Genomic DNA, 23,442 nt, shown 5'->3' on the forward strand with positions numbered 1-23,442 from the left:
AACAAGCCGACAAGTCAGAACAAACGAATTATTCTGAGCAACATTATAAGAATAATGTTTGGCACTGGCCGCGCCAATAAAAACGCCCGGCGCAAGGCCGGGCGTTTTTATCGAAGAAAGGAAAAACGGATCAGGCCGTACCGCCCACCGTCACCCCATCGATGCGCAGGGTCGGCTGGCCGACGCCCACCGGCACGCTCTGGCCTTCCTTGCCGCACACGCCGACGCCCGAATCCAGGCGCATGTCGTTGCCGATCATCGAGATGCGGTTCATCACGTCCGGGCCGTTGCCGATCAGGGTCGCGCCCTTCACCGGATAGGTGATCTTGCCGTCCTCGATCATATAGGCCTCGCTGGCCGAGAACACGAACTTGCCGTTGGTGATGTCGACCTGGCCGCCGCCGAAGTTCACCGCGTACAGGCCGTTCTTGACCGAAGCCAGGATTTCTTGCGGGTCCTTGTCGCCAGCGCGCATATAGGTATTGGTCATGCGCGGCATCGGCAGGTGGGCGAACGATTCGCGGCGCGCATTGCCGGTGACCGGCATCTTCATCAGGCGCGCATTCATCGTGTCCTGGATATAGCCCTTCAGGATGCCGTCCTCGATCAAGGTGGTGCACTGGGTCGGGTTGCCTTCGTCGTCGATGTTCAGCGAACCGCGGCGGTCCTGCAGGGTGCCGTCGTCGACCACGGTCACGCCCTTGGCCGCCACGCGCTGGCCGATCATGCCGGCATACGAGGACGAGCCCTTGCGGTTGAAGTCGCCCTCCAGGCCGTGGCCGACCGCCTCGTGCAGGAGCACGCCGGGCCAGCCCGGTCCCAGCACGATGGTCATCGGACCGGCCGGGGCCGGACGCGCCTCCAGGTTGACGCAGGCCGACTTGACCGCCTCGCTGGCGTAGCGGTCGAGCACCTCGTCGCTGAAATAGCCATAGTCGAAACGGCCGCCACCGCCCGACGAGCCGACTTCGCGCCGGCCGTTCTGCTCGGCGATCACGGTCACCGACACGCGCACCAGCGGACGGATGTCGGCCGCCAGCACGCCGTCGCTGCGCACCACCAGCACCACGTCGTATTCGCCGGCCAGGCCCGCCATCACCTGCACCACGCGCGGATCCTTGGCGCGCGCCATCTTTTCCACGCGCTCGAGCAGTTTCACCTTGGCGGTCGCGTCGAGCGAAGCCAGCGGATCGTTGGGCAGGTACAGCGAACGGCCGCCGGTCGGCAGCGCGCTGCCGGCCACCTTGATGCGGCCGGCGCCGGCGCGCGCGATGGTGCGCGTGGCGGTGGCGGCGTCCAGCAAGGCGCGCTCGGAAATCTCGTCGGAATACGAAAACGCCGTCTTGTCGCCAGAGATGGCGCGCACGCCGACGCCCTGGTCGATCGAGAAGCTGCCGGTCTTGACGATGCCTTCTTCCAGGCTCCAGCCTTCGCTCTTGGTGAACTGGAAGTACAGGTCGGCGTAGTCGACCTTGTGCGTGAACATCGTCCCCAGCGCGCGCAGCAGCTTGCCCTCGTCGAGGCCGAATGGCGTCAACAGCACGTCGCGGGCGACGGCGATGGAGGAAAGGTTCGGTTCGAATGGAGTCATGTTGGCGTTCGGTTTTTTCTGGGATAGATCATTGTGCCATATCCAGTGTTTTCACACTGGACGCATGCTGGATGCGTCCATGCAATCCCTTACATCTTGCGGTGGCGCAATGCCGGCAAGCTCTCGCGCACCCCGGCCAGGTAGCCCGGATCGAGTTCACCGCTAATCACGCCTTCGCCTTCCGGCAGCACCGCCTTGACCTCGCCCCAGGGATCGACCAGCATGCTGTGCCCATAGGTGCGACGGCCGTTGACGTGCAGGCCGCCCTGGGCCGCGGCCAGCACATAGCACTGGTTCTCGATCGCGCGGGCGCGCAGCAGCACTTCCCAGTGCGCGCGGCCGGTGGTGTGGGTGAAGGCGGCCGGCACGATGACCAGGGCGCATTCGCCCATCGCGCGGTACAACTCGGGGAACCGCAGGTCGTAGCACACCGACAGGCCGACCCGGCCGAACGGCGCGTCGAACACGCCCACCGTCTCGCCCGGCACGATGGTGCGCGCCTCGTCATACGACTCGGTCCCCTTGTTGAAGCCGAACAGGTGGATCTTGTCGTAGCGGCTCATCGACCGGCCCTGCGGGTCATAGACCAGGGTGGTGTTGAGCACCTTGCCGGCTTCTGGCGAGACCATCGGCAGGGTGCCGCCGACCAGCCAGATCCCGTGTTCGCGCGCCAGCTGCGCCATGCAATCCTGGATCGGACCGCTGCCCCGCTGCTCCGCGTGCGCGACCTTGTCGGCATCAACCATCCCCATGATTGGCCAGTATTCCGGCAAGGCCACCAGGGTGGCGCCCCGGCCGGCGGCGTCGGCCACCAGGCGGCGCACGGTGGCCAGGTTTTCGCCGACCTCGGGGGTGGATACCATCTGGATCGCGGCTACGGTCGTCATATCACTCCTTCTTGGCTGGTGGGACGGCGGCCGCCGCCGCCGGATTGTCGATTTTCGTGATGACCGGCGCCTTCCACGGCCCCGTCACCTGCATCTCATACGTCAGCGCCTTCATCACCGGCGCGCGCAGGAACAGCTGGGCCAGATAGCCCCCCAGGCCGATCACCGGGTTGACCGCCAGGCCATACACCAGCGGCCCGGTGCCCAGGTTGAATTCAGGGATCACCACCACGCGCAGGTTCGTCGATTCGTTGGCGATGTCGGCGCTGCCGTTCATCAGGACGGTGGCCGCCACCCCATGCATTCTAAGGTTGTCGGTGCGCACCACCCCGCGCTGGATCATGGCATTGGCGCTGATGCCGTCGAACGCCAGGCCTTCCGAGAACACGTCGTGGAAATCGAGCTTGAGCAGGCGCGGCAGCGCTTGCAGGCTGAGCACGCCCAGCAGCTTGGCGGCGCCCGGATCCTGCTTGAGGAACTGGCCCGATTCCACGTTCATCTCGATCTGGCCCGACAGGCTCGGGATGTCCATCGCATACGGCAGGCCGGCCCAGGAGATGTCGCCGGTCAGGGTGCCGTTGCCGCGCCCGATCGTGCCGGGAAAGCCCAGGCGGTCGAGCAGCTTGCCGGCGTCGTCCAGGTGGAGCGCGAAATTCAGGCTGGTATTGCTCTTGCCATCCTTGGTCAGCCAGCGTCCGTTCGCTTTCAATTGGCCATCCGGGTTGGCGAGCAGGACGCGGTCGATGCGCCACTCGCGGCCCGCCAGCGCGCGCACATTGCTGGCGCGCAGTTCCAGCCGGCCGAGGCGCTTGTCGAACAGTTCGAACTGGTCGGCCACGATGTCGAGCGAGGGGATGGTGGCGCTGGCGCCCCGGTTCGACTCCAGCAAGTCCTTGACCTCGGCCTCGGCCGATTCGGGAATCGTGAGCGAGGCCAGGCGCGCCGTTACCTTGCCCAGGCCGCTTCGCGTCTCGGTCCAGGTGAGGTAGCCGCTGGCCTGGCGCGAATGCAGGTTCGCCTGCCAGGTGTCGCGCGTGTGGGTGGCGCCGACCACCACGTCGGCCACGCGCCGCTCGCCGATGGTCAGTTCGCTGATGCGTCCGGCCAGCACGGTCGGCAGGATGTACTGGGTGAAGTCGGCGCCGCCGCCGGCAGCCGTCGCCGGTCCGGCCATCGCGCCCGGCGCCGGCAAGGCGGCGCCGGCATCCGCATCCGCCTCGGCGCCGGCGATGGCGCGTCCGGCCGCCAGCCAGTGGTCGATATTCAAGGCCTTCGAATCGACGTGGACCATCATGCCTTCGTCCGGCAGCGGCGCCGGCACGTTGACGCCGATGCCGCCCTGGGTCACCCGCCACGGGCCCTTGCCCTGCTTCTCGCGCAGGTAGCGCGCCGCCAGGTTCGGGCCGACGCCGACGCGGATCTCGTCGCGCCCCAGGCCGGCCATGGTCGGCGCGCCTTCGAGCACGAAGCTGAGCGGCAGGCTGGCGTCCGCCGCCTTGTTCAACGGGTGCGGCAATTCGACGCCCAGGCCCGACAGGCTGGAGTCGATGGCGATCGTGCGCCGGCCTTCGCGCACCACGATCGTGCCGGTGTAATGGGTGCTGCCCGACAGGCGCTCGGCCAGGCGTCCCAGCGCCGGCGCCGGCGCCGTGCGGCGCATGCCCTCGGCCGACAGCACGCCGTCGAGCAGCACCCGGGTGCTGCCGTCGCGCTGGGTGCCCCCGGCCACCGAGACCGGCTCGCCCAGGAAGTTCGCGCGGATCGCCTCCAGGCCGAAGCCGTGGTCGTGGAAATCGATCCGGCCCTGGGCGCTTTGCAAGGTCGGCAGTTCGGGGAACAGGCTGACGTCGTTGTTCTGCAATTGCAGGCTGCCCTGCACCTTGGTGTCATGCATGTGCGACAGCGGCATTCGCAGCTTGAGGCCCAGTCTGGCATTGCCGCTGCCGCGCGTGTCCTCGGTGAAGTGGCCGATCCAGTCCAGCACCGGCGTCACCGACACATAGCGCAGGAATTCCTGCAGCGGCCCGGCGCCCTGGCCGTCGATCTCGAGCATCATGTTCTCGTGGGCGCCGAGGTCGGGGATCACCGCCTTGACGTTCGACAGCGCCACGCCCAGGGTACGCAGGGTCTTGCCGTGGATTTCCATGCGCGCCCGGTCGAATGCGATGCTGCCGTCGATCGCCTCGGCCAGCGGCCACAGCGGCGTGCCGTCCGGATGGCGGTGGCCGGGGGCGTATTCGAGGCGCGCCCCTTCCAGCCGGCCGCTCACATTGAATTCGCCGCGCGCGCGCTCGGCGGCGTTGGCGGCCTTGAACGGGAAGTGCGCCAGGTCGCCGCGCAGGCGCAGGCTGGCGTCACGCAGGCGCCCGCCCTGCAGGGCGCCGACCAGCCAGTCGTGCAGGCTGTGCGGGGTGGCCAGCGGCAGGTAGCGTCCGATCTGGTCGATCGCGAAGCCGTCCAGGCTGCCGCTGAAGTCGGCGGTTCCAGGACCGTGGCCGGGCTCGAGCGGCAGCACGTGGCGCCCCGAGATCTCGCCGCTGAACCCGCCCTGGCGGAACGTCAGGTCGTCGACCTCGACTTGCAACTGTTTGCCTGGATCGAGCTTCCAGCCGGCCTTCAGCGCCAGCCGGTCGAACGGCATGCGCGGCTCGGCGAACCAGGCCGGCATGAACAGCGCCAGTCCCTGCGAGTCAAGCGCCACGCTGCCGCCACGCTCGTTCGCATCGATGTGGCCGCTCAGGTGCTCGAAGCCGGGCGTGGCGGGCCGCGCCGGCAGCGCCGGGACGCCGCCCTGGGCGTTTCTCGCCGGGCGCGCGGCGACCGCATTCAGGGCCAGGTCTGCCACGTCGCCGCGGATGCGCCAGCCGCTCACGTTCGGGTAGCGTCCATCCCATTCGGCGCTGACGTCCTGCAGCATGCCGCGCGGCGCATAGTCGGCCAGCAGCTGGCGCTGCACCGGCGTGACCGGCAGGTACTGGGCCAGCGCCGCCAGCGCGCCGATGTCGAGCCCGCGCGCGCGCAGGGCGCCGCGTTCGGGCTGGCCGTTCTTCGCGGGACGCCAGGTTTCTTCGAGCGTGGCCGGCGGCAGCGCGCGGCCGCCCTCCACCACCACGGCAAAATTGTCGAGGCGGATCGTGTGGCCGTGGGCGCCGAAGGTCGGCTTGCCGTCGGCCCCGTCCGGCAGCAATTCCTCGCGCGCCGACAGGCGGCCGCTGACGCGCGCCAGCTGCAGCGGCGCGATGTCCTTGCCGAGCCGCGCATTGACCCCGGCCAGGGCCAGGTCGGCGGTGAAGCCGGCCAGGCGCGCCTGGTCGAAGCCGAGCCAGGCGCGCAGCGAACCGCGACCGCGCTCGAGCTGGATCGGATAATCGACGAAGCGCCTCCAGGCGCCGAGGTCGACGTCGCGCAGGTCGGCGTACAGCTCGCCCTTCCAGCGCAGCACGTCCGACGGCCGTTCGCCGAAGCGGTGGCGGAACTGGGCGCGCACGTCGATCGGGCTGCCCAGCGCGCGCGGCGGCGTGGCCTGCAGCGCGAAGTGGTGGGTGCCCCAGCGATTGAGCAAGGCCAGGGTCACGCCTTCCAGCGCCAGCGGCGGCGTGCCGCGCAATTCATCGGTCCAGTCGACCCGGCCGTCGCGGATCAAGATCTCGCGCTGGCGCAACAGCCAGTCGGCGCCGCCGCCGCCGGCCTTGTTGGGGTCGAGCCGGATGCCGGCGACTTCGATCACGCCATCCAGGCCGCGCCGCACCGCCAGCTGCGGTCCCTTGATCTCGAGCGAGGCGAAGCGCGGCTCGAAGGCGGCCACGCTCCACCAGCCCAGGGTCGCATCGACCTGCGGCAGCGCCAGCACCTGGCGCCCGTCGCGGTCGTGCAGGCGCACCTCGGCCAGCGAAAGCGCCGGCCGCAAGCCGTGCCAGGAAGCGGCCAGGCGCGCGATCGTGACCCGGCTGCCGAGGGCATTGCCGGCCATGCGCTCGATGTCGCTCTTGTACAGGTCGATGTTCGGGAGAATGGCGTAGCGCAGCACCAGGAACAGCACGGCGAGCGCGAAATACACCAGCAGCACGAGCTTGATGGTAAAGCCGAGCACGTGGTGCGACGCCAGGTTGGCCATGCGGTAGGCCGAACGCAGCCGCCGCCAGCGCACGGCGAGCGGCGATGCCGCAGTGGGCGCCTGCGGATCCGGGTTGTGCATCAAAGTGCTAATAACAAAGGCTCGCCGTAAAGTTAACTCTTGAATAAAACAGGTCGCTTGCAACAGTTGCGGCGTCTACCTTACCATCGGTGCTGACCCAGGCAGCGTATTGTGTCCGATGAGCGGGCCATTCTACCGCATCGCACATGAGCCGGACCTTAAAAACGCCCCCCTGCCGGGCGACACCGACCCGCGGCATTTACCAGGATTGACGATGACCCCAGCTTCCCCCGCCTGCGCTTCCCGCTTCGTCCAGCGTTGGCTCGACGCCGCTCCCGAGCGTGCCGCCCAATTGGCCGAACTGTCATCATTATCGCTGGGCGGCGCCGATTTCCGCGCGCTATTGGAGCGCGAGCTGGGCAATGGGCTGCCGCTGGAACGGGCCATGCGCCGCGTGCGCAACCTGCTGGTCTCCACCATCGTGGCGCGCGACCTGGGCGCTCAAGCCGACCTCGACGAGGTGGTCACGGCCATGACGGCCTTCGCCGACTTCGCGATCCAGACCCATGTCGCCGCCCTCACCGACGAGCTGGTGGCCAGCCACGGCATGCCGATGGGCGAGGAATCCGGCCGCCCCCAGCACCTGATGGTGCTGGCCATGGGCAAGCAGGGCGGCGGCGAACTGAATGTCTCGTCGGACATCGACCTGATCTTCGTCTATCCGGAAGAAGGCGAGACCGCGGCCGGCCCCGGCCAGCGGCAGTTGTCGAACCACGAGTTCTTCGTGCGCCTCGGGCGGCGCCTGAACGCGGCCCTGTCCGAGGTGATCGAGGACGGCTTCACGTTCCGGGTCGACATGGCGCTGCGTCCCAACGGCAAATCCGGCCCGCTGGCGGCCAGCCTGGGCATGGTCGAGGAATACCTGATCGTCCAGGGCCGCGAATGGGAGCGCTATGCCTGGGTCAAGGCGCGCGCCGTCACCGGCGATCCCGAGGACATCGCGGCGCTCGACGCCATCGTACGGCCCTTCGTGTTCCGGCGCTACCTCGACTTCGGCGTGATCGACGCGATCCGCAATATGCACGCCCAGATCCGCGCCGAGGTCAAGCGCCAGGAGCGCCTGCATCCCGAACGCAGCCACAACGTCAAGCTGGGGCGCGGCGGCATCCGCGAGATCGAGTTCCTGGCCCAGGTGTTCCAGCTGATCCGCGGCGGACGCGATCCGGCCTTGCGCGAACGCTCCACCCGCAAGACCCTGCTGCTGCTGGCCGAGCGCGAGCTGCTGCCGCAAGAGACGGCCCGGCGCCTGCTGCAGGCCTATGTGTTCCTGCGCAATCTCGAGCACCGGGTGCAATACCTGGAAGACGCCCAGACCCACACCCTGCCGGCCAACCCGGACGACCGGCTGGCGGTGGCGCGCATGATGGGTTTTGAAGACGAAGCCACCCTGCTGGACCGGCTCGACGCGCAGCGCAGCTATGTGGCCCAGCAGTTCGACGCCATCTTCGCCGACAAGGAAAAATCCGACGACAAGCCGGACTCCCCGGCCCTGGCCGACGAGCTGGACAATGTGGATGCGCTCGCGGCCCGCCTGGCCGCGCTCGGCTTCGACGACGCGCGCACCGCCGGCAGCCGGCTGGCCGCCACCCTGCAGGGTCCGCGCTTGTCGAGCATGCCCGACGCCAGCCGGGAGCGGTTGCTGGCGCTGGTGGACGCCGCCCTGCCGCTGGTGACTACCGTGGTGGCCGAGGCCGGGATCGGCAGCCACGCCGCCACCCTGGGCCGCCTGCTCGACCTGTTCGAGGCGATCGCGCGCCGCTCGGCCTACCTGTCGCTGCTGACCGAATACCCGCACACGCTCGAGCGCGTGATCCGGATGATCAATGCCAGCGGCTGGGCCGCTACCTTCCTCACCCAGCACCCGATCCTGCTCGACGAACTGCTGGACGACCGCAATGCCGGCGCCGGCGACCTCGGGCAGCTGGCCGCGCTGCTCGACGAACATTTGCTTGAAGCGGCCGGCGACACCGAGCGCCAGCTCGACATCCTGCGCGAAGCCCACCATGCGCAGCTGTTCCGCCTGCTCGCCCTGGACCTGGCCGGCGAGCTGTCGGTCGAACGCCTGGCCGACCACCTGTCGGCGCTGGCCGATATGATCGTCGGCGCCGTGGTCAGGCATGCCTGGCGCACGGTCAATGGCCGCCACCGCGAGGAACCGGCCTTCGCCGTCATCGCCTACGGCAAGCTGGGCGGCAAGGAGCTGGGCTATGTGTCGGATCTCGACGTGATCTTCCTGTACGACGACGAGGATCAGGACGCCCCGCCCATGTATGCGCGCCTGGCCCAGCGCTTCATCACCTGGATGACGGCCCATACCGCGGCCGGCATCCTGTTCGACGTCGACATCGCCCTGCGTCCGGACGGCGCCAGCGGCATGCTGGTCTCGTCGGTGGCCGCCTTCGAGCGCTACCAGAACGATTCCGCCTGGCTGTGGGAACACCAGGCATTGACGCGCGCCCGCTTCTGCGCGGGCGACGCCGCCATCGGCGCGCGCTTCGAGGCGATCCGCGAGCGGGTGCTGCGCAAGGACCGCAGCGACCAGGAAGCCCGGCTCCGGGAAGAAGTGGTGAACATGCGCCAGCGCATGCGCGACGCCAACGTCAACCGCAGCGAGCTGTTCGACCTCAAGCACGACGCGGGCGGCATGATCGACATCGAGTTCATCGTGCAATACCTGGTGCTGCGCCACGCCGCGCGCTACCCGCAGCTGACGGCGAACGCCGGCAATATCGCCCTGCTGCGCGTCTGCGGCGAGCTGGGCCTGATCGACGCCGGCCTGGCGGCCGAGGTCGCCGACGCCTACCGCGCCATGCGCAAGCTCCAGCACAGCGTGCGGCTGCAGGGCCAGGACAAGACCAGGGTCGAGCCCAGCCTGGTCGGCCACCATCCGGACAGCGTGCAGCGTCTGTGGCATGCCTGTTTCGGCGCCTGAATTACTGCATTTCCTTCCTCTCCCTCCCCTCGATTCTTAGGCGCACCACCCCAGTGCGCCTACCCGTCGCGCGCACCAGAATTACTCATCCATACACCTTTTATGCACTACCGATAAGCGATTGAATTTCCTGACTTTTAGGTCATTTAATTTCTTTTTGATAACTGTTGTTTTTGCCACAAAAACGGACCTCCGACGCGTTGACACTGATCAATACGGAATGGTTTTATACAGATGTGTATGCACTACGGAACAGCCCGTTACCCACGGGCGTCCGCATGCGCACGGGTTGCACCTATTAATCATAAAGGTCGTTCCGCCCCTGGCGGGACGCAGGATGGAGAGCACATGCAACAACGTACCAAGATCGCATTAGCCGTCGCGCTGGCAATGCCGGCCATGACCGCCATCGCGCAGGAAGCACTGCAGCGCGTCGAAGTGACCGGTTCCCGTATTCGCCAGGTGGACCTGGAAACGGCGCAGCCGATCCAGGTGATGAACCAGGAACAGATCCAGAAGAGCGGCCTCGTCACCGTCGGCGACATCATCAACAACCTGTCGTCGGCCGGCACCCCGGCATTCAGCAAGGGCACTGCACTGGGCGCAGGCCGCGAACAGGGCGGCCAGTTCCTCGACATGCGCAACCTCGGCGCGCAGCGCCTGTTGGTGCTGGTGAACGGCAAGCGCTGGACCCAGACGGTCAACGGCTATACCGACATGTCGACCGTGCCGTCGGCGCTGATCGAGCGCGTCGAGATCCTGAAGGATGGCGCCTCGTCGATCTATGGTTCGGATGCGATCTCGGGCGTGGTCAACATCATCCTGAAGACCTCGATGCAGGGCGGCCAGGCCAGCGTCTACCATGGCCAGAACGAAAAGAACGACGGCAAGACCAAGGATTACTCGATCGCCTATGGCGCCGGCGACGACAAGGCATCGCTGCTGTTCGGCGTCACCCACAGCGAGCAGGAAGCCGTCTGGGCCAAGACCCGCGAAGTGACCGCCTACGGCAATGGCCCTGCAAACAGGAACGCGGGCCTCGGCACCGGTCCCTGGGGCCGTATCCGCCAGGTCAGCGCCACCGGCGCCGCCACCGGCTTCGACCGCGTGCTGAATCACACCAGCGGCAACCTGGGCGACGGCGTCGGCACCGATTCGCGCGACCCGAACAACTACCACACCTATGCTGGCAGCCCGGACGACCTGTTCAACTCGACCAGCCAGATGCACTTCCAGACGCCGACCAAGCTGACCTCGATCTTCACCAAGGGTGAAATCGCGCTGCCATGGGATATGCGCCTGAAAAGCACTGCAATGTATGCCGAGCGCAAGTCGTCGCGCCAGGTCGCCGGCTACCCGCTGAGCTCGACCTCCCAGGCGAAATACCCGGTCTACATCGACAAGGACAGCTACTACAACCCCTACGGCAACCAGGTGGCCGGCGCCGGCAATGGCCAGGACCTGTTCTTCTTCCGCCGCACCACCGACGTGCCGCGCGTGACGGACAACGGCAACCGCACCCTGCACATCGACGCTTACCTCGAAGGCGAATTCGAGGCGCGTGGCCTGCCATGGAACTGGAGCGTGGGCTACAACCACAGCAACGTCAACGGCAACGTCCGTGGCTATGGCGACCTGAACCTGATCAACCTGAAACGCGCCCTGGGGCCGTCGTTCATGAACTCCTCGGGCCAGGTCCAGTGCGGCACCCCGAGTGCGCCGATCGGCCTCGCCGAGTGCACCCCGTTCAACATCCTTGGCGGCCCGACCGCCTCGACGCCGGAAGCGCTGGCCTACGTGATGTCGACCGCCCAGGCGACCTACAGCTCGGTCGTCAACAGCGCCACCGCCGACATTTCGGGTGAGCTGTTCACCCTGCCGGCCGGCGCGGTCGGCGTGGCCGGCGGCCTCGAGCACCGCGAAGTGCGCGGCACCGATGTGCCGGGCCAGTTCGAGCAGTCGGGTTATTCGTCGAGCCTGGCCGGTAACGCGACCTACGGTCGCTACACCGTGCGCGAAGCCTACCTGGAAGCGAACATTCCCCTGCTCAAGGGCGTGACCGCGGCCGAGCTGCTGAGCGTCAACGTGGCAACCCGCTACTCGGACTACTCCAACTTCGGTTCGACCACCAACAGCAAGGCCAGCGTGATGTGGAAACCGGTGCGTGACGTGCTGGTCCGCGGCACCTATGCCGAAGGCTTCCGCGCGCCAACCCTGGGCGACACCTTCGGCGGCGGCTCGCAGACCTTCTCGAACTACCTGGACGCCTGCGACAGCCTGTACGGTGAAGCGGCGCGCAACCCGGCCGTCATGCAGCGCTGCCTGGCCGCCGGCGTGCCGGTCGGCTTCCGCCAGAAGAACCAGGTCGGCGGCAACGTCGAGTCGAGCGGCGGCCAGACCCCGGTCCCGTTCACCACCGGCGCCGGCAATGCCTTCCTGACCCCGGAAACCGCCAAGACCCGCACCCTGGGCCTGGTCATCAGCCCGGCGTCGGTGCCTGGCTTCTCGGCATCGATCGACTGGTTCAACATCCAGATCGACAACCTGATCACCGGCGTGTCGGCCACCGATACGGTCGAGGAGTGCTACGTCAAGAACGTGGCCAACTTCTGCTCGCTGATCAAGCGTGACGCCACCGGCCAGATCGTCGACCTGCAGATCGGCAACACCAACCGCGGCAAGGTCGAGACCGAAGGCGTCGACGTGGCGATCAACTACCGCCTGCCGCGCACCCAGTGGGGCCAGTTCGCGCTGCGCACCGAGACCACCTACACCGACTCGTACAAGGACCAGACCGAGGCCGGAGGAGAGTGGACCGAGTACGCCGGCGAGTACGATATCTTCCGCCTGAAGTCGAACATCGCGCTGGACTGGAGCCTGGGCAACTGGAGCGCCACCTTCACGACCCGCTTCTACAGCAGCCAGAAGACCCGTTGCTTCAACACGTCCGTCAATTGCTCGGATCCGACCGTCCCTACCTCGTGGGGCACGGGCTACGACCGCCTGAAAGAGATGTGGTATAGCGACCTGTCGGTGGGCTACGCCCTGCCGTGGAATGCGAAGATCCTGCTGGGTGCGAACAATGTGTTCGACAAGAAGCCGGTCGTCAACTATAGCGCCATGGCCAACTTCGGCGGCAACTCGTCGTCGTCGGCGGTGAGCCCGGACCTGCCGATCGACCGCTTCATCTACTTCCGCTACAACCAAGCCTTCTAAGCAATTTAATTGCTCGAAAAACCCGTCCGGCGCAAGCCGGGCGGGTTTTTTTTCGTGTTTCCAAATTTAGATCAATTATTGACTTGGCAGTCAATTACTTGTCAAATCCATAATCTATAAATACACATTTCTGCAACACATTCGTTATGCAGACGTTTTAGCGTTGACAGTCATGCACTGCGAGTGTTTTTATTGCTGCCTTGAAAAGTCAATTGACCAATCCGTTGGCGATTTTCAGCGAGTCGCTTCGCGACATTTTTCGGTGGCAGTGCCCTTCCCCGTGGTGCCGCCGCGTTTTCACCCCTAGGAGTTTTGCAACATGATGGAAACACTCTTGTCCCGCTCGGTGCGTGCGATCTGCCTCGGCGGCATGACCCTCGGCATGACCGCAGCGATCGCACAGGAAGCTTCGGCACCCCTGCAACGCGTTGAAGTGACCGGTTCGCGTATCCGCCAAGTCGATCTGGAAACCGCACAGCCGATCCAGATCATGAACGCGGAACAGATCGCGAAATCCGGTCTGGTCACCGTGGGCGACGTCCTGAACAACCTGTCGTCGGCTGGTGCTCCTGACTTCAGCCGTTCGGGCTCGCTGACCTCGAACACCGAAGCTGGCGGCCAGTACGTCAGCCTGCGCAACCTGGGCGCGAACCGCCTGCTGGTCCTGGTGGACGGCAAGCGCTGGACCCAGACCGTTGCCGGCTACACCGACCTGTCGACCATCCCGTCGGCCATGATCGAGCGCATGGAAATCCTGAAGGATGGCGCTTCGTCGATCTACGGCTCGGACGCGATCGCAGGCGTGATCAACATCATCCTGAAGAAAAACATGCAGGGCGGCCAGCTGTCCCTGTACACCGGCCAGAACGAAAAGAACGACGGCAAGAACAAGGACTTCTCGCTGACCTACGGCGCAGGCGACGACAAGGCATCGCTGATGTTCGGCCTGTCGCACACCGAGCAAGGCGTCGTGTGGCCTGGCACCCGTGCACAGACCTCGACCTCCTATGGTCCTGCGCACCCATATGACGGCTTCGGCGCCGGCCCATGGGGTCGCATCACCCCGGTCAACCCGGCCAATGGCGGCTCGCTGACCAGCGCCGCAGCTGGCGGCTTCAACAAGTACCTGAACCACACCGGCGACTGGACCGGCAACGGCGTCGGCGCCAACTCGCGCGACCCGAACAACTACCACGCCTACACCGGCCTGAACGAGGACAAGTACAACTCGAGCCAGGACATGCACCTGCTGTCGCCGAGCAAGCTCGATACGCTGTTCGTCAAGGGCGAAGTCGCCCTGCCGAAGGACATGCGCCTGAAGACCACCGCGATGTATTCGCAGCGTGAAGCGCTGCGCCAGATCGCCGGCTACCCGCTGCAGTCGACCTCGCAGGCCAACTACCCGGTCTACATCGACAAGGATAGCTACTACAATCCGTACGGCAATCAAGTCGCCGGCGCCGGCCTGGGCCAGGACCTGTTCTTCCAGCGCCGCACCATCGAACTGCCGCGCCTGACCGAGAACGAAAACCGCACCCTGCACATCGACGCCACCCTCGAAGGTGAATTCACGGTCAAGGATCTGGCGTGGAACTGGAGCGTCGGCTACAACCACAACAAGGTGTCGGGCACCGCGGCCGACAGCGGCAACATCAACCTGCTGAACCTGAAGCAGGCCCTGGGCCCGTCGTTCATGAACGCCTCCGGCGTCGTGCAGTGCGGCACCCCGGACAATCCGATCGCCCTCGGCTCGTGCACCCCATGGGACATCCTGGGTGGCCCATCCGCGTCGACCCCGGAAGCGCTGGCTTACGTCAACTCGACCGGCACCAAGACCTACGGTTCGACCATCAACAGCGCTACCGCCGACCTGGCCGGCGAACTGTTCCAGCTGCCAGCCGGCGCCGTCGGCCTGGCAGTCGGCCTGGAGCACCGCGAAGTCAAGGGTTCGGACGTTCCTGACCAGTTCTCGCAGTCGGGCTATTCGACCAACCTGTCGGGCCAGCCGACCTACGGCCGCTACACCGTGCGCGAAGCGTACGCCGAGCTGAACGTGCCTGTGCTGAAGAACCAGCCGTTCGCAGAACTGCTGAGCTTCAACGTGGCGACCCGTCACTCGGACTACAGCAACTTCGGCGTGACAAACAACAGCAAGTTCAGCTTCATGTACAAGCCAGTCAAGGACGTGCTGGTCCGCGGTACCTGGGCTGAAGGCTTCCGCGCTCCGACCCTGGACGACATCTCGGGCGGCGGTTCGCAGTCGTTCGATACCTTCCTGGATCCATGCGACACCCGCTTCGGCGAAGCAGCGCGCAATCCTGCTGTCCAGGCACGTTGCGTCGCCGCTGGCACCAGCCCGACCTACCGTCAGCTGATGCAGGCAGGCACCCCGATCACGAGCTCGGGCGGCACCCAGTCGCTGGTGGCGTTCAACTCGGGCGCGGGCAACGAATTCCTGCAGCCTGAAACCGCAACCACCAAGACCGTCGGCTTCGTCTACAGCCCATCGTTCGTGCCTGGCCTGAGCGTCGGCCTGGACTGGTACAACATCTCGATCGAAAACCGCATCACCGCCATCGGCGCCGACTACGTCGCCGAAGAATGCTACATCCGTGGCAATGCAAATTACTGCGGCGTGATCGGTCGTGACGCAGTGACCGGCCAGATCAACCGTCTGTCGCGCGGCAACGCCAACCTGGGCGAAATGGAAACCGAAGGCCTGGACCTGGCGATCTCGTACCGCCTGCCACGCACCGCCTACGGCCAGTTCGGCTTCCGTAACGAAACCTCGTACGTCGACAAGTTCCGCACCCGCGACGGCGCTGGCAGCGAGTGGAACAACTACGCCGGTCTGTACTTCTACAACCGCGTGAAGTCGAACACCTCGATCGACTGGTCGTTGGGCAACTGGAGCGCCACCTGGGGCTTCCGTTACTACAGCCCGGTCAAGGACAGCTGCTGGGACGTGGACGAAGGCATCGAGTGCAACATGCCTGAATACAAGAGCTACTCCTATGGCACCGGCGCTAACAAGCTGGGCTCGGTCACCATCCATGACCTGAGCGTCGGCTACAAGACCTCGTGGGACGGCCGCTTCCTGGTCGGCGTGAACAACGTCTTCGACAAGAAGCCTCGCGTCGTGTACGAATCGGCGGCTGACGCATCGAAAGTCGATGCCGACCTGTCGCTGGACCGCTTCTTCTACGTCCGCTACACCCAGAACTTCTAATGGAACGGGGTCGCAAGACCCCCTCCTCGGAAGCTGACCGAATGCCCGTCCGGCCTTGCCGGCCGGGCATTTTTTGTTGGGCGCCCCACCCTGGCGCCGGCAACGCGGTATCATGGCGGTTTGCCCGCGCCACGCGTCCCCCGAATCCCCACTGTATGACCATCAAACTCAAGAACGATAAAGACATCGCCAAGATGCGCGTCGCCGGCGGCCTCGCCGCCGAAGTGCTGGAAATGATCAAGGAATACGTCGTGCCCGGCGTCTCCACCGAAGAACTCGACCGCCGCTGCCACGACTACATTCGAAAGGTGCAGAAGGCCACGCCGGCCAACGTCGGCTACCACGGCTTCCCCAAGACCCTGTGCACCTCGATCAACGGCGTGGTCTGCCACGGCATCCCGAGCGAGAAGGACGTCCTGAAGGATGGCGACATCGTGAACATCGACGTCACCGTGATCAAGGATGGCTGGCACGGCGACACCAGCCGCATGTACTTCGCCGGCACGCCCAGTCCTGAAGCGAAGAAGCTGGTCGACACGACGTACGAGGCGATGATGGCCGGGATCCGCGCCGTGCGTCCGGGCGCGCGCCTGGGCGACGTCGGCCACGCGATCCAGAAGCTGGCCGAAGGCGCCGGCTACTCGGTGGTGCGCGACTACTGCGGCCACGGCATCGGCCGCGTCTACCACGAAGAGCCGCAGGTGCTGCATTACGGCCGCCCGAACACCGGCCTGCTGCTGAAGGAAGGCATGACCTTCACGGTCGAGCCGATGATCAATATTGGAGAAGAGGACGTGATCCAGCTCGACGACGGCTGGACCGTGATGACGCGCGACGGTTCGCTGTCGGCCCAGTGGGAACACATGATCGTGGTAACGAAGAACGGCTTCGAGATCCTGACGCCGTGGCCGGACGCCTGAGGCGATCCGTATGAGTGAAAAAGCCGGATTCCTTGCGGAACCCGGCTTTTTTTGTCCTGCCCGCGGCGTACCGTGGGCAGGAGTCGTGGCAACTTAGAACTTGTAGTTGCCGGTGACGTACAGCTGGCGGCCGAGCGGATCGGCGTAGCGCGGGTCGAAGCCGACCTGGTGGCCCGACGAGGCGCGCAGCGACAGAGGCGGCTTGCGGTCGAAGATGTTCTTCATGCCGGCGCGCAGCGTGAAGGCATCGGTGAACGCATAGCGGCCTTGCCAGTCGAAGGTGGTGAACGACGGCACCTCGAGGCGGAAGCCGGTCACGTTGACGCCGGTGTCCAGGTTACGCACGGTCGCCGCCGCGTCGGTGTAGCCGTTGCGGTAGTTGACGATCAGCGAGTTCGACAGCTTGCCGGTGTCGAGGGTGGTCGACAGGCGGACGATGTGGCGGAACGTCACGGCATTGTTGGTGCCGAAGTAGTTCAGGCTGTTGGTCCAGTCGTTGGCGGTGCCGGCGCGGGTGTAGTCCGACTTCAGCATGTAGGTGCCGTTCAGGGTCGCCGTCAGGTTGCCGAAGCCGAAGCGGTGGCGGCCGGTCAGGTCCCAGTCGATGCCGCGGTTGTGGGTCTGGCCGATGTTCACCGACGAGCGCAGGAAGGCCCAGTAGGTGTTGCCGGTTGCCGGTTCGGTGTAGGTGCTGAACAACTGGCGGAACTGGTCCGGGTTAGCCCAGGCCTGCTGCTCGCTGACCGCACTCACCGCATCCTTGATCTTCACGTCCCACAGGTCCAGGCCTGCCGAGAAGCGCGACGACGGCTCGAAACGCATGCCGACGGTGAACTGCTTCGAGGTTTCCGGACGCATGTTCTCGTTACCCGTCGACAGCACGTTGTACTGGGTGGTGCCTGGGCGGCACAGGGTCGGATCCTGGATCGGGCAGCCCCACGACGACGCGGTGAAGCCGGCATTGACCAGCGGCTGGGCGATGTCCAGCATGTCTGGCGCCTTGAAGCCGGTGCCGTATGAGCCGCGGAACAGCAGCTGCTGCGAAGGCTGCCAGCGCGCCGAGACCTTGTAGGTGCTCTTCGAGTGGTCGCTGCCGACCTTGCGGCCGCGCACGGCGTCGTCGATCTCCGAGATGGTGTCGTAGCGCAGCGCGGCCGTCACTTCGATCTCCTTGGTGATCGGCGCCAGCACTTCGGCGAAGGCGCCGGCGTTGTCGCGGGTCAGGTCGTAGCGCGCTGGGGCGTTGAAGTTGTAGATCACGCCATTGACCGCATCGGCCGACGGATCCTGCTGGTAGTGGTACTCGCGGTAGTCGGCGCCGATTGCGAGCTGGGCCATGCCGCCGCCCAGGGCGAACAGCTCGTGCGAACCGCGCACGTCGGCCGCCTTCAGGGTGGTCGACGCTTCGCGGATCGAACCGTGGAAGATCGAATTCTTGATCAGTTGCTGGGTTGCTTCGCTCTGCTGGCCGATCGGGGCGAACGGATTGAAGGCGTTAGTGGCCAGCATCGAACGGAACTCGGCGTTCTTCATGTAGCCACCGACATAGCGCTCGTCGATCGAGTTTTCCGACCAGGTCAGCGCGCCGCTGACGGTCCAGCCGGCGATCTCGCCGTCCAGGCCTGCCACTGCGTGCTTCGACTCGGTGATGGTCTGGCTGTCGCGGGTGCCCCAGTCATAGGCGCGGTAGTTGCCCGAGACGGTGTTGACGCGGCCGAGCTGCTCGGCGGTCAGGTAAGGCGCGACGTACTGGTTGAACTGCGCCGAACCGTTGGCGATCGAGAATGGCGCGGTGTTCGGTGCGATACGCGCGGTCAGGTCGAAGCGCGAGTAAGCGATGTCGGTAAACGCTTCCCAGTTGTCGCCGAGCTTCTTGGTGCCCTTGACGAAGAAACTGTCGCGCTTGTTTTCCGGGACCATCTCGACGGTCTGGATGTAGTCGAAAGTGCAGTTGCGCGCGGTGGTGCCGTTGTTGTTGATGCTGACCACGTTCAGGTCCGGGCAACCGCCGTTGGCCAGCAGGTAAGGCGAGAAGCCCACCGATGGCAGCGCCGGCACGCCGGCCGGGTTGCGGAACGCGACGGTGACGTTGGCCGGCGCCGAGGCGGTGCTGGTGTTGTCGTAGACGTAGTTGGTGCCGTTGCGCGAGAAGGTGCGGAAGGCGGTGCTCGCGAAGTCGCGCTTGGTCGACAGGATCTGGTCCTGCTCGTCGCGGCGGTAGCTGACCAGCACGTTCCAGCCGTCGCTGTCCAGGTCGCCGAAGCCGTAGGTGGCCGCGACGTAGCGCGAACCGCCATCCTTGCCGGCGGTCGGCTGGCTGTAGTTGGCTTCGATGTCGCCGCCCTGCTGGTTCTTCTTCAGGACGAAGTTGATGACGCCGGCGATGGCGTCCGAGCCGTACAGCGCCGATGCGCCGTCGGTCAGGATCTCGACGCGCTCGACAGCGCTCATCGGGATGGCCTGCAGGTTGACGGTGCTGCCCGAACCTTGCGGCGCCAGGCGGCGGCCGTTCAGCAGCACCAGGGTGTAGGATTCGCCGATGTCGTGGATCGATGCCGAGACGCGGCCGCCCGAGTTGGTACCGGCGGCGATGGCGCCGATGGTGAAGCCCTGCATCGCTGGCAGGGTCTGGATCAGTTCGGCGACGCTGGTAGCGCCGGTCTTGGCGATCGCTTCCTGGCTCAGGGTCTGGATCGGCAGTGCGCCTTCGACGTTGATCCGCTTGATCGCGGAACCGGTCACTTCGACGCGCTGGATCGGCGCGTCCTGGGCAACTGCTTGGGTAACTGTGAGGCCGGCTACGAGGCCGAAGGCGAGCCGCACTGCGCGGGCACCCATCTTTTCTTTCAACATCATTGGCATCTTTCTACTATTTACGGTGATAAGACGCGCTCGCAACACCCAGGATGTGTCTCCCCTGCCCGGCGCCACGACGCGTCTTGATTATGCAAGTGAGCTAAGTTTATGTAACGCAATTTAATCCAAATGTAACTTTGTATTGCTCTGCCATTGGAGGGATTTTTGTATTTACTTCGCGCAATTTGTCGACAACCTCGGACAATCTGGCGGTAAAACGAATAGATGCGGTGCAGCATTTTATTTGCGATACATATGTGATTCACGAAACATTTTGTTGTGGAATCGCAACCAAAATAATGTTTGTTCGGCAGAAGCGCATCCGCATTGCATGAAAGGCCACTACCTCCTGCGCAAAAAAAACCGGCATCAGCCGGCTTGTCGATGGATTTTCACGTAATACCGACGTAAAAAAGCCCTGGAGGCCAGTACGGCGTCCAGGGCTCGGAGGACGAACGGATTACTTGGCGTTCATCAATGCGACAGTGGTGTCGAGCATGCGGTTCGAGAAGCCCCACTCGTTGTCGTACCACGAGGTCACTTTCACCAGGCGGCCCGAGACCTTGGTGAGCGTGGCGTCGAAGTTCGACGATGCCGGGTTGTGGTTGAAGTCGACCGAGACCAGCGGATCGGTGTTGTAGGTCAGGATGTCCTTCAGCGGGCCTTCGGCGGCGGCCTTCTTCATGATCTCGTTGATCTCTTCGACCGTGGTGTCGCGCTTGGCGATGAACGACAGGTCGACGATCGACACGTTGATGGTCGGCACGCGAATCGCGAAGCCGTCCAGCTTGCCGTTCAGTTCCGGCAGCACCAGGCCGACCGCGGCGGCGGCGCCGGTCTTGGTCGGGATCATCGACTGGGTGGCCGAACGGGCGCGGCGCAGGTCTTCGTGCATCACATCGGTCAGCACCTGGTCGTTGGTGTAGGCGTGCACGGTGGTCATCAGGCCGGTTTCCAGGCCGATGGCGTCATGCAGCGGCTTGACCAGCGGGGCCAGGCAGTTGGTGGTGCACGAGGCGTTCGAAATCACGGTGTCGGTCGACTTCAGCACGTCCTGGTTCACGCCGAACACGACGGTCGCGTCGACGTCCTTGCCGCCCGGGGCCGAGATGATCACCTTCTTGGCGCCGCCCTTCAGGTGGGCCGAGGCCTTCTCTTTGGTGGTGAAGAAGCCGGTGCACTCGAGAACGACGTCCACGCCCAGCTCGCCCCATGGGATTTCGGCTGGATTGCGCTGCGCGAACACGCGGATCTTGTCGCCGTTGACGATCATACTGTCGCCTTCGACCGTGACGGTGCCCGGGAACTTGCCGTGGGCGGTGTCGTAGCGGGTCAGGTGGGCGTTCGATTCGGCGTTGCCGAGGTCGTTGATCGCCACGATCTGGATGTCTTGTTTCTTGCCGCCTTCATAGAAGGCGCGCAGGACGTTGCGGCCGATGCGGCCATAACCATTGATTGCAACTTTGATCGTCATGCTGTGCTCCTGATTAGAAAAAAACTTTTTTCGTAACGAACATAGTAAAACGGGCCGCCCGCCCGGACGGCCCGCATGCAGCAAAACCTTATGCTGCGATAACTTCTTTCGCTTTCGCGACCACGTTCTCGACGGTGAAGCCGAAGTGCTTGAACAGCACCGGCGCCGGCGCCGATTCGCCGAAGGTGTCGATGCCGACCACCGCGCCTTCCAGGCCCACGTACTTGTACCAGAAGGCGGTCACGCCGGCTTCGATGGCCACGCGCGGCACGCCCTTCGTCAGCACGCTTGCCTTGTAGGCGGCGTCCTGGCGGTCGAACACGTCGGTCGACGGCATCGAGACCACGCGTGCGGCGATGCCCTCTGCCGCCAGCGCGTCGAACGCTTTCACTGCCAGTTCGACTTCGGAACCGGTGGCGATGAGAATGACCTTGGCGTCGGCGCTGTCGCGCAGCACGTAACCGCCCTTGGCGATGTCGCTCACTTGCGCCGCTTCGCGTGCCATGAACGGCAGGTTCTGGCGCGAGAAGATCAGGGTCGATGGGCCATCCTTGCGCTGCACCGCCGCACCCCATGCCACCGCCGACTCGACGGTGTCGCATGGACGCCAGTTGTCCAGCCCCGGGATCAGGCGCAGCGACGAGACGTGCTCGATCGACTGGTGGGTCGGGCCGTCTTCGCCCAGGCCGATCGAATCGTGGGTGAACACCGAGATCGAACGCACCTTCATCAGGGAAGCCATGCGCAGGGCATTGCGGCTGTAGTCCGAGAAGGTGAGGAAGGTCGCGCCGAACGGGATGAAGCCGCCGTGCAGGGCCACGCCGTTCTGGATCGCCGACATGCCGAATTCGCGCACGCCGTAGTTGATGTGGTTGCCGGCGATGCCCGAGCGCACAGGCACCGATTCCTTCCAGTTGGTCAGGTTCGAGCCGGTCAGGTCGGCCGAGCCGCCCAGGAATTCAGGCAGGGTCGGGGCCAGGGCCTGGATCGCGTTCTGCGAGGCCTTGCGGGTGGCGATGGTCTCGGCCTTGTCCACGCAGGCGGCGATCGCCGCGTCCAGGGTCTTGCCGAAATCGGCCGGCAGGTCGCCCTTCATGCGGCGCTCGAATTCGGCGGCCAGCTCCGGGTAGGCGCCGCGGTAGGCCGCGAACAGCGTATTCCATTCAGCCTCAAGCTGCGCGCCGCGCTCTTTCGCGTCCCAGGCTTCGTACAGCTCGGCCGGGATGTCGAACGGGACCGGATCCCAGATCAGGTGCTTGCGCACGGCCGCGATCTCGGCGTCGCCCAGCGGCGCGCCGTGGACCTTGTCGCCGCCTTCCAGGTTCGGGGCGCCCTTGCCGATGATGGTCTTGCAGCAGATCAGGGTCGGACGATCCGATTGCTTGGCCTTCTCGATGGCCGCATCGATGTCGGCGACGCTGTGGCCGTCGACCTTCGGGATCACGTTCCAGCCATAGGCTTCGAAGCGCTTCTGGGTATCGTCGGTGAACCAGCCTTCCACACGGCCGTCGATCGAGATGCCGTTGTCGTCGTACAGCCAGATCAGCTTGTTCAGGCGCAGGGTGCCGGCCAGCGACGCCACTTCGTGCGAGATGCCTTCCATCAGGCAGCCGTCGCCCAGGAAGGCGTAGGTGTAGTGATCCACCACGTCGTAGCCTGGACGGTTGAATTCGTTACCCAGCAGCCATTCGGCCAGCGCCATGCCGACCGAGTTGGCGATGCCCTGGCCCAGCGGACCGGTGGTGGTCTCCACGCCCGGGGTGATGCCGACTTCCGGGTGGCCCGGGGTCTTCGAGTGCATCTGGCGGAAGTCGCGCAGGTCGTCCATCGTCAGGTCGTAGCCGGCCAGGTGCAGCAGCGCATAGTGCAGCATCGAGCCGTGGCCGTTCGAGAGCAGGAAGCGGTCGCGGTTCGACCAGCCCGGATTGGCCGGATTGTGGCGGTAGTGCTTGTCCCACAGTGCGACGGCAATCTCGGCCATGCCCATCGGCATGCCCGGGTGGCCCGAGTTGGCTTTCTGGACGGCGTCCATCGCCAGCGCGCGGATCGCGTTGGCCATCAGGGTGGTGGTTTGCGTAGATTTCATGGAGATCGTGGATCAGGGATTGGAAAGCGATGGCCCGCGAGGCCGTAGCCCGTTAT

At 65.3% G+C, this 23,442-nt stretch carries 10 protein-coding genes; 4 read left to right on the forward strand and 6 right to left on the reverse strand.

Going from position 1 to position 23,442, the window contains the following annotated elements; genetic code table 11:
• Positions 1-130: 130 nt before the first annotated feature.
• The 3 genes from tldD to J3U95_RS17165 all read right to left on the reverse strand — a co-directional run bounded on the left by tldD (position 131) and on the right by J3U95_RS17165 (position 6,673).
• A complete protein-coding gene (gene tldD / locus J3U95_RS17155) occupies positions 131-1,591 on the reverse strand; it encodes a metalloprotease TldD (protein ID WP_208279882.1) in 1,461 nt (486 codons plus the stop codon).
• 89 nt (positions 1,592-1,680) lie between these two features.
• The gene (locus J3U95_RS17160) at positions 1,681-2,478 is read right to left on the reverse strand and encodes a carbon-nitrogen hydrolase family protein (protein ID WP_208279883.1); all 798 of its coding nucleotides are present in this window, start codon (positions 2,476-2,478) and stop codon (positions 1,681-1,683) included.
• Position 2,479: 1 nt separating this feature from the next.
• Positions 2,480-6,673 (reverse strand): YhdP family protein, encoded by a 4,194-nt coding sequence (locus tag J3U95_RS17165; RefSeq protein ID WP_208279884.1) that lies wholly within the window; start codon positions 6,671-6,673, stop codon positions 2,480-2,482.
• A 214-nt stretch (positions 6,674-6,887) separates the two neighbouring features.
• Between J3U95_RS17165 and glnE the strand changes: the two genes are divergently transcribed.
• From glnE to map, 4 genes are all read left to right on the forward strand, one after another.
• On the forward strand, positions 6,888-9,605 hold the full coding sequence (glnE, locus tag J3U95_RS17170; RefSeq protein WP_208279885.1) for a bifunctional [glutamate--ammonia ligase]-adenylyl-L-tyrosine phosphorylase/[glutamate--ammonia-ligase] adenylyltransferase: 2,718 nt from the start codon (positions 6,888-6,890) through the stop codon (positions 9,603-9,605).
• A gap of 348 nt (positions 9,606-9,953) precedes the next feature.
• The gene (locus tag J3U95_RS17175; RefSeq protein WP_208279886.1) at positions 9,954-12,821 is read left to right on the forward strand and encodes a TonB-dependent receptor domain-containing protein; all 2,868 of its coding nucleotides are present in this window, start codon (positions 9,954-9,956) and stop codon (positions 12,819-12,821) included.
• A gap of 319 nt (positions 12,822-13,140) precedes the next feature.
• Positions 13,141-16,050, forward strand: coding sequence for a TonB-dependent receptor domain-containing protein (locus J3U95_RS17180; RefSeq protein ID WP_208279887.1), 2,910 nt, complete (start codon positions 13,141-13,143; stop codon positions 16,048-16,050).
• Between the two features lie 155 nt (positions 16,051-16,205).
• On the forward strand, positions 16,206-16,970 hold the full coding sequence (gene map, locus J3U95_RS17185) for a type I methionyl aminopeptidase (RefSeq protein ID WP_208279888.1): 765 nt from the start codon (positions 16,206-16,208) through the stop codon (positions 16,968-16,970).
• A 93-nt stretch (positions 16,971-17,063) separates the two neighbouring features.
• Here map and J3U95_RS17190 read toward each other — a convergent pair whose 3' ends face one another.
• The 3 genes from J3U95_RS17190 to tkt all read right to left on the reverse strand — a co-directional run bounded on the left by J3U95_RS17190 (position 17,064) and on the right by tkt (position 23,386).
• Positions 17,064-19,808, reverse strand: coding sequence for a TonB-dependent receptor (locus J3U95_RS17190; protein ID WP_229519892.1), 2,745 nt, complete (start codon positions 19,806-19,808; stop codon positions 17,064-17,066).
• Positions 19,809-20,286: 478 nt separating this feature from the next.
• Complete coding sequence (gene gap / locus J3U95_RS17195; RefSeq protein WP_208279890.1) at positions 20,287-21,300, reverse strand: type I glyceraldehyde-3-phosphate dehydrogenase; 1,014 nt, start codon at positions 21,298-21,300, stop codon at positions 20,287-20,289.
• A gap of 88 nt (positions 21,301-21,388) precedes the next feature.
• Positions 21,389-23,386, reverse strand: coding sequence for a transketolase (gene tkt, locus J3U95_RS17200; RefSeq protein WP_208279891.1), 1,998 nt, complete (start codon positions 23,384-23,386; stop codon positions 21,389-21,391).
• Positions 23,387-23,442: the final 56 nt, after the last annotated feature.

The sequence above is a fragment of the Massilia oculi genome (assembly GCF_017582745.1).
Classification (GTDB): Bacteria; Pseudomonadota; Gammaproteobacteria; order Burkholderiales; family Burkholderiaceae_D; genus Telluria; species Telluria oculi_A.

Coding starts and splice junctions, on each gene's coding strand:
- tkt (WP_208279891.1), bottom strand. CDS start 23,386: ATGAAATCTACGCAAACCACCACCCTGATGGCCAACGCGATCCGCGCG.
- J3U95_RS17165 (WP_208279884.1), bottom strand. CDS start 6,673: ATGCACAACCCGGATCCGCAGGCGCCCACTGCGGCATCGCCGCTCGCC.
- glnE (WP_208279885.1), top strand. CDS start 6,888: ATGACCCCAGCTTCCCCCGCCTGCGCTTCCCGCTTCGTCCAGCGTTGG.
- gap (WP_208279890.1), bottom strand. CDS start 21,300: ATGACGATCAAAGTTGCAATCAATGGTTATGGCCGCATCGGCCGCAAC.
- J3U95_RS17175 (WP_208279886.1), top strand. CDS start 9,954: ATGCAACAACGTACCAAGATCGCATTAGCCGTCGCGCTGGCAATGCCG.
- map (WP_208279888.1), top strand. CDS start 16,206: ATGACCATCAAACTCAAGAACGATAAAGACATCGCCAAGATGCGCGTC.
- J3U95_RS17160 (WP_208279883.1), bottom strand. CDS start 2,478: ATGACGACCGTAGCCGCGATCCAGATGGTATCCACCCCCGAGGTCGGC.
- J3U95_RS17180 (WP_208279887.1), top strand. CDS start 13,141: ATGATGGAAACACTCTTGTCCCGCTCGGTGCGTGCGATCTGCCTCGGC.
- tldD (WP_208279882.1), bottom strand. CDS start 1,591: ATGACTCCATTCGAACCGAACCTTTCCTCCATCGCCGTCGCCCGCGAC.
- J3U95_RS17190 (WP_229519892.1), bottom strand. CDS start 19,808: ATGGGTGCCCGCGCAGTGCGGCTCGCCTTCGGCCTCGTAGCCGGCCTC.